This window comes from Variovorax rhizosphaerae, from assembly GCF_037889975.1.
Taxonomy (GTDB): Bacteria; Pseudomonadota; Gammaproteobacteria; order Burkholderiales; family Burkholderiaceae_C; genus Variovorax; species Variovorax rhizosphaerae.
In genome coordinates this window covers 1-6,821 of the sequence record NZ_JBBKZT010000076.1, presented here as the reverse complement: position 1 = coordinate 6,821, position 6,821 = coordinate 1, and the positions used below count along the sequence as shown (strand labels likewise).

The window sequence follows — 6,821 nt, the reverse complement described above, 5'->3', positions numbered from 1 at the left end:
AAGACCACGCCGCCATCCTGATTGACTCCGTACTCGCGACCGCGAATCTCGAATCGGTGGAGGTGCATGTCCTGCCAGGCGAACGCGACCTGAAGGATCTGGTGAAGCCGGGCGACGCTCGTATCGCTACGCACCAGATCAGCGGGCTAATGTCGCGCAGCACGGCGCGCAGCTGCAGCACCTCTTGGCCAGGACATGCCCCGATTTCCATCTCCAAAGCTTACTTTGCTGCACTGCACACCCCCAGGAAATGGATGCTCTCCGTATGCCAGTAAGCAAGACGAAGATGAAGAATGCGGCGATCGCCGCGCGGATGGCGGCGCTGCCGTCGATTCCCAAGGAACTCGGCCCGCAGGGGAGGGCGCCGCAGTGTCGAGGGCTTCGCTCGCAACGTCCTAGTCGAGGTGGCCACGAGGCAGTCGTCATCGACTCCAGGCTTTGGCGACCAGCTCGTCGCAATCGGGCGGCAGTTGCACTCCGATCTCGCGGCAGCCGGCGAGCGCCTCAGCAACGAGGACGCCGACGCGCTGTTCAAACGTTCGGACGAAAGCGTCGAGCCGGCGAGCTTTGAATGATCCTGCTCGATACGAACATCGTCTCCGAGCTGATCAAGCCGCAGCCCGCCCAGAAGGTGGTGGACTGGTTCAACCTGCGGTCGCCGGCCGACCTGTACATCTGCGCCACCACAGTGATGGAGATGCTCTCTGGCGTCTCGCGCATGCCAGTGGGGCAGAACCGAACGCGCGTGGATCAGGCTGTCAACGCCATCATCCCGCGATTCCAAGTCCTTCCATTCGACGAGTTCGCGGCGCGGTCATACGCACAGTTGACGGAGCGGGCGTTGGGGGTAGGGTACAACGTCACGATCGGCGACGGACAGATCGCGGCGGTTGCGCACTCCACCGGCATCACTACCGTGGCCACTCGCGACACGGGGCGGTTCCTCGCGATGGGCCTGACTGTCATCGACCCGTTTGTGTGACCTGGCGCTCTATGAGGTAGCGCACGGTTGAGGCGTACCAGCGCCCGCCGCGCTAGCTCTCGATGCCTTGGGCGTTCAGGTGCCGCGCGATCGAGCGCGGCGAGGCGCCGGGGCGCTTACGGTGCAGGATGTGGCCCACGACTTGGACCTCGTGGGAGGAGGGGACCAACCTGCCTTCGACTGCGTCGAAGCCCTTGATACGCTTTCGATCTTGCGCGGCTCCCTTCGACGAAAGGCCAGATTTGCGTATGCGTGCGGTGATCCCATCTTGAATTCGCGGTAGGAGCAAAGGATGCTCGTATCCAGTTCACTCATGCCGGACACGTGCACACGATCTCTCCTCAGGCTTCCGGTGATGGTCGGCAACGCCGACTGCATAGCGACGAGTTCAAGGCCAACGCTGTCGCCTCGGCAGCGCAGCCGGGCGTCTCAACGGCGTCTGAGAATCAATGCGAACTTTGCTGCGCCGCTGGCTGCGCGACGCGGAGGTGCCGACAGTCAACTCGGCGGAAGGCAACGCCCCCCGGCTCTTGCGGAGCCCCGAGCCAAAGTCCTCGCCCTCTTGTTCGTGCCCGTGCAACTGCCCGCACCAGTCACACCGGCAAGCGACATTCGCATGGAGGTCGCGCGCGACTCTACGACTGTCGTTGTGAGCTGGCCGGGCGACTTTGCCATCGTCACGCCTCGCTCACCCCGCAAGCCTCTGGCCTGATTGATCGACGCGGTGCGTTGACGGGTCAGCAAATCGCGCACGCGATGGACAGGTTGCATGTCCTGCTGTTCCACCGACTTCACGGTCGCGAAGTTTCATCGTCAGGCGACTGGCGGCCTCTGCGATGGCCTATGCGTCGTTGCGATCGTTCCTATTGGTCTTCTCGAACGGCGCGACATACTGCGGGCTGATCAGCCGCACCTCCATGCCCACGGCTTGGAAGCTTCGGGGCCCGTGGTGCACCGAACTGCATGCCTCCATCGCAACGATGCGTGTCGCAAAAATCGCATCGCCTGACGAAGCCGTCGCGCGCGACACTCGAAACGATGCAAGGCGTGCCCGATGCCAACCGCGCACCTACGAAGCATTTTTCTCATCACAGCGACACTCGAAAAGTGTAACTTATGTTGTATTCAGGTACTATGCAGCCCCCTTGTTACAAATCGTCTATGTGTCAAGCTGATCCTGTCGAAAGTGTGTCTTTGGTAAATGCGAGCGCGGCAGACATGCAGAAGAAGGCGTCCATCGGACTTGCCAGTGCAGACACATCGAGCGCTGTCGGCAAGATCATCAAGCGGGCGATCGACATCGTCGGCGCGCTGACGTTCTTCTTGATCTTTGGGCCGTTGTATGTCGCGGTGGCGCTGGCGGTCTGGCTCGGCGGAGGCGGTCCAGTCCACTATCGTCAGACGCGCCTCGGTCGCGACGGCAAGCCATTCCATTTCTACAAGTTTCGCTCGATGGTTCCTGATGCCGATCGGGTGCTCGAGGCGCACCTTGCCCAAAATCCTGCCGCGCGCATTGAGTGGGATTCGTTCCAACGACTGGAAAACGATCCCCGCATCCTGCCGATTGGAAGATTCCTCCGCAAGCTCAGCCTTGACGAACTGCCTCAGTTCTGGAACGTCCTCAAGGGCGACATGAGCCTTGTTGGCCCACGGCCGTGCATGAAGCGACAACGTAGTCTCTACGGCGCTGCCTGGAGTTGCTACACAAAGATTCGCCCGGGCCTTACCGGGCTTTGGCAGGTGAGCCGACGCAACGAGCTCACCTTCGCGCAGCGTGTAGAACTCGACGTCGAATACGTCACCCACTGGTCGATGTGGATGGACTGTAGGATTCTGTTGAAGACCGTGCGTGCGGTGATCCTCGATGGCGAGTGAGCTCTCTCGGCGATGATCGGACAAAGCATTATGCTGGTCGGCGCGCATGCCGACGATGTGGAATTGAGTGCCGGCGGCTCTGTCCACAAGTGGCGCGGGCAGGGCAGGGACGTGCGTGTCGCAATCCTTTCCGCTGATGAGGCGCCTCTCCGCCATGCCGAAAGCCTGGCGGCTTGCATGCATCTGGACGTTGACCATGTTTATGCGCTCGGCGGACGCGATAAATCGCTGCACCACAGCATCCACGCGCTGATCGAGCCGGTCGAGCACATCCTGCACGAGCATGCCGTGGACACGGTATTCACTCACTTTCATGCTGACACCCACCAAGATCACGTGAGCGCTTACAGAATCATGGCCGCTGCAGCGCGCAAGGTACCCAATTTTCTGATGTTCAAGCCAACCTATCCGAGCGGGCGCACCGACATACCTTTTCAGCCTAACGTGGTCAGCATGCTCTCGGCTGAAGACATTGATGCGAAGGTGCAAGCACTCGACGCGTTTAAGAGCCAACGCGTCAAGTACGGCGGGGATGACTGGGGTAGGGCCATGCACGCTGTCGCCCAGGGCGATGCTTGGACCTATGCCGGCGTGCACGGTTATGCCGAAGTGTTCCAGCTTGGGCGCATCCGCATCTGAGCGCATGGGCCAAAAGGCTGCCATCGCCCCCTGTTGCCTGCGGTGAGGATCCGTGGACCAGCGATTGCTGTTGCTGCCAGTCTGACGCGCCACTTTCTTGGCCTGATTCACCGTCGCGACCTTGACGGATTCGATCACTGGCTGGCCAAGGCAAGTGATCGCGGGTGCCGGAAATGCGTCGATTCGCGACGGGCCTCAAGGCTGACTTGTCCGCAGCGCGCGCGGCCTTCGCCTCCTAGTGGAGCAGCGGCCAGGTCAAGGGGGCAAGTCAACCCGCTCAAGTTTCCTCAAGCCTCAGATGTACGGCCGGCTCTCCAGGCCCGACCTGCTGCGCATACGGTGCTCCGTCCAGTCCAAACTGAACCGCGGTGTCACACAAAGTGCGGAACGAGCTTTACTACACCTCACGCCAACGCGACGGTGTTGTTCTCGGTACAGCCAGATACGCGCTGGAGATTCCACCAGAGTGTCGAGAATTCATAGCCCTTCCTGGCCATGAACGCGTCCTCGAGCGCCTTGATGCGCGCCAAGGATTTGCCCCTCTTGCCGTGCCAGACCAACCATTTGGAGCTATGGATCTCGCTCTGAGCTGGCCTCAAAACTTGGGCGCTTCAGCAGCATGGGCTTGGCAAGCCTCTGGGTAGACTCTAAAAGCTGGGAACTGGCCCATGATGTGCTCGACAAAGCACGGTCAAGTCGGTACGGTCCGGTGTTGCCCCCAGCGCGAAGCTCGTCGACGCGCCCTGATCGACCGGCCTTGCGAGCGAACCGATTCCAGCGCTTTTCAAACTCCGGTACGAACCGCTGGGCCCAGCGCATGATCGTTGTGTGGGCTCATGTCAGCCACGCTCAGCCATCATCTCCACCAAGTCACGAAAGCTCATCTTGAAGCGCAGATACCAGCGAACGCACAACGCCATGATCTCGCGCTGGAAATGCCGGCCCTTGAACAGTTCGTCCATGCTCTGCAGCCACTGCTGTCAGATCCGCCTTCATTTCAAAGCCACGGCCTCCCGGAGCCGCGATTTTTGCACCAGAGCCTGTGAGCATTGCCATTCGGATGTGCGGCGCGCACTGAGTACACCCAAACTTGGGCGAGAAACAAGGGTCACCCATGAAAGACATTCTGTTGGCATGCGCCTTTGCGGTCCTGTTGGGAGTTGCGCCACGGGCACAGCTACAGGTCTTGCCGATGCCGGACTGGTACGTGAAGCAGGAGCCAATGGCAGGGCTAATGCCTGATGAGGGTGTGATCTACGTGGACGATGGGAGTTGTCCCACTGGTGAGATCAATGTAAATGTCCGAGCGTCCCCGTTCTTGCGAATGGATCGTTGATGAAGGAAGGTCGACGTCTTCACATGGAGGATGTTGACGATGGAACTCGACAAGGATGGCGGTGCACGGGCAAGGAAGCATCGCGTGGACTGGCGCACTGGCAAGACGATGGTGGAGCGCGGCGACGCGTTCTGGCAGGAGCACGAGAGGCTGCGCCTTGAGTCGGGGATGAGCGTGCCGCAGTATTGCGAGGCGCATGAGCTTGCGCTGTCGACATACCGCCATCGCGTCAGCGGTCGACGGCGCGGAGCTGATGCTGTCGCGGCCACACGGACGACAGGGACGACTGCGACAGGCAAGCAGCCGATCTCCTTCGTTGCCCTGCACGCACCGGCGGCACCCAAGGCGGCGGCGACAGTCGCGCAAGGGGCCGAGGCGCTGGAGATCTCGTTGGGTGGAATGACCTTGCGCCTGAATGGCAAGGCCGCCGATCGAGTGCTCGAGCGCGTGATGGCGAGGCTGGCGTGATCCTGTCGTCAGCGATCCGCGCCTATGTCTGCAGCGAGGCGGTGGATATGAGGAAGTCGATCGACGGCCTGTCGCAGATGGTTGCCTCGGCGATGGGCATGAACCCGTTGTCGGGCCAGGTGTTCGTCTTCATCGGGCGACGCCGCGACCGCGCGAAGCTGCTCGTGTGGGATCGCCACGGATTTTGGGTCCTCTACAAGCGTCTCGAGGCGGGCCGCTTCACGGACCCCTCGCATCTGGCGGGCTCGGGCATCGCGATGAGTGAATTGATCGCGTGGCTCGAAGGCATCGACCTGAGCCGGACAAGACGACTGGGAAGCGTTGAGGCCAGCGTCGTGATCTGACGGCGTGGGAGCGTTGCCGCGAGGCAATCGGCACTTCACCGAATGGCCCACCGTGAGGGAGGGCTGCGATCATGTGGTTCATGCTTCTGGCCACCCCCATCGACCGCTGTGCACTGCCCGATGCAGTGGAGCCGCTGAAGGACCTGGTGGTGGAGTTCGCGCAGGCGCTCGTTGCCGTGCGTGCCCAAGCCGATGCGCAGATGGCATCGCTGGCAGCCCAGCTGGCCGAGTTCAAGCGCCGCGTGTTCGGCCCGTGCACGGAAGTGCTGCAGGCCTTGCAGCCCGAGCTCTGGCAGGACACGGTCGAAGTCCCTGTGCCACCCGAGGAGCATCGCGAGGTCGCCGGCCACAAGAGACGCCGCAACGGCCGTCCGGCCATCGATGCCGATGTTCCTCGACAGCGCGTCGAACACGACCTGAGCGATCAGGAGAAGACCCGGTTCCGGCGCGTGGAGTGCATCGGCGAGGAACTCAGCGAGATGCCTGGAGTACACGCCGGCCAGGCTCGTGGTGATCCAGCATGCGCGCATGAAGTACCGCTGCGAGGACGAGCGCGGCATGAGCACCGTTCGCACGGCGTTGGCCCAGGCCTCGCCGCTGCCCAGGAGCAACGCCGGCGCTGGCCTGCTCGCGCAGGTGATGGTCTCCAAGTACCAGGACCATTGCCCGTTGGCACGCCAGGAGCGCATCTTCGCGCGCCACGGCGTGCGCATCGCTCGCCAGACGCTGTGCGACTGGGCGCTGTCGGCAGCCGAGCTGCTGCAGCGCCTGATGGCGCCGCTGCAGCGCCATGTGCTGGCCAGCCCGGTGATCTTCACCGACGACACGACGCTCGCCTTGAAGGCCCCGCGCGATGGCCCGCCGCGCGGGCGCACCCTCACCGCCAGGCTGTGGGTCTATCGCTCGGGCGGCTGGCTGCCAGACGAGCAGGGTCGATGGCGCAAGACGCGCCGGCCGCCCTTTACGACTTCACGACCGACCGATCGGGCACGCATCCGAGGCGCATGCTCGGGGCTTGGCGCGGGCTGCTGCAGGCCGACGACTTCTCGGGCTACGCCGAGAGCTTCCGCTCGGGCGTCACGCACGCAGCCTGCCTGGTGCATGCGAGACGGCGCTTTGCGAAGATCGTCAAGGACGCACCGCGCGGGATGTCCCCGGGCCTGGCACACGAAGCCAT

Annotated in this window: 8 protein-coding genes and 4 pseudogenes; 9 read left to right on the top strand and 3 right to left on the bottom strand. The window is 62.6% G+C overall.

Going from position 1 to position 6,821, the window contains the following annotated elements:
• Window positions 1–275: hypothetical protein (locus WKW82_RS40060; RefSeq protein ID WP_340348775.1), on the top strand; the 275-nt coding region annotated here is incomplete at its 5' end.
• Window positions 276–571: 296 nt separating this feature from the next.
• Window positions 572–982, top strand: a complete 411-nt coding sequence (locus WKW82_RS40055; protein ID WP_340348774.1) for a PIN domain-containing protein — start codon at window positions 572–574, stop codon at window positions 980–982.
• Window positions 983–1,642: 660 nt separating this feature from the next.
• On the opposite strand, the pseudogene WKW82_RS40050 reads toward WKW82_RS40055, so the two are convergent.
• Window positions 1,643–2,015 (bottom strand): annotated as a pseudogene (locus WKW82_RS40050) (IS110 family transposase); the annotation flags it as partial.
• A gap of 185 nt (window positions 2,016–2,200) precedes the next feature.
• On the opposite strand from WKW82_RS40050, the gene WKW82_RS40045 reads away from it, so the two are divergent.
• Both WKW82_RS40045 and WKW82_RS40040 read left to right on the top strand, forming a co-directional pair.
• Window positions 2,201–2,857 (top strand): sugar transferase, encoded by a 657-nt coding sequence (locus tag WKW82_RS40045; protein ID WP_340348773.1) that lies wholly within the window; start codon window positions 2,201–2,203, stop codon window positions 2,855–2,857.
• A 12-nt stretch (window positions 2,858–2,869) separates the two neighbouring features.
• Entirely contained in the window at window positions 2,870–3,496 is a 627-nt protein-coding gene (locus tag WKW82_RS40040; protein ID WP_340348772.1) for a PIG-L deacetylase family protein, read from the top strand.
• Window positions 3,497–3,900: 404 nt separating this feature from the next.
• Here WKW82_RS40040 and WKW82_RS40035 read toward each other — a convergent pair whose 3' ends face one another.
• Together WKW82_RS40035 and WKW82_RS40030 are read right to left on the bottom strand one after the other, a co-directional pair.
• Window positions 3,901–4,026 carry a hypothetical protein gene (locus WKW82_RS40035; protein WP_340348771.1) on the bottom strand — a complete coding sequence of 42 codons (126 nt, stop codon included), beginning with the start codon at window positions 4,024–4,026 and terminating at the stop codon, window positions 3,901–3,903.
• Between the two features lie 199 nt (window positions 4,027–4,225).
• Window positions 4,226–4,458, bottom strand: a pseudogene (locus tag WKW82_RS40030) (IS6 family transposase); the annotation flags it as partial.
• Between the two features lie 413 nt (window positions 4,459–4,871).
• Between WKW82_RS40030 and WKW82_RS40025 the strand changes: the two are divergent.
• From WKW82_RS40025 to WKW82_RS40010, 5 genes and pseudogenes are all read left to right on the top strand, one after another.
• A complete protein-coding gene (locus WKW82_RS40025) occupies window positions 4,872–5,300 on the top strand; it encodes a hypothetical protein (RefSeq protein WP_340348770.1) in 429 nt (142 codons plus the stop codon).
• Window positions 5,297–5,644 (top strand): IS66 family insertion sequence element accessory protein TnpB, encoded by a 348-nt coding sequence (tnpB, locus tag WKW82_RS40020; RefSeq protein WP_340348769.1) that lies wholly within the window; start codon window positions 5,297–5,299, stop codon window positions 5,642–5,644. The genes WKW82_RS40025 and tnpB overlap by 4 nt, the downstream gene beginning before the upstream one ends.
• 71 nt (window positions 5,645–5,715) lie before the next feature.
• Window positions 5,716–5,991 (top strand): annotated as a pseudogene (locus tag WKW82_RS40795) (hypothetical protein); the annotation flags it as partial.
• 181 nt (window positions 5,992–6,172) lie between these two features.
• Window positions 6,173–6,490: pseudogene (locus WKW82_RS40790) on the top strand (IS66 family transposase); the annotation flags it as partial.
• 89 nt (window positions 6,491–6,579) lie between these two features.
• Window positions 6,580–6,821 (top strand): IS66 family transposase (locus WKW82_RS40010; protein WP_340348767.1); only part of this gene is annotated, 242 nt, incomplete at its 3' end.

Coding starts and splice junctions, on each gene's coding strand:
- WKW82_RS40045 (WP_340348773.1), top strand. CDS start 2,201: ATGCAGAAGAAGGCGTCCATCGGACTTGCCAGTGCAGACACATCGAGC.
- WKW82_RS40040 (WP_340348772.1), top strand. CDS start 2,870: ATGATCGGACAAAGCATTATGCTGGTCGGCGCGCATGCCGACGATGTG.
- WKW82_RS40055 (WP_340348774.1), top strand. CDS start 572: ATGATCCTGCTCGATACGAACATCGTCTCCGAGCTGATCAAGCCGCAG.
- WKW82_RS40025 (WP_340348770.1), top strand. CDS start 4,872: ATGGAACTCGACAAGGATGGCGGTGCACGGGCAAGGAAGCATCGCGTG.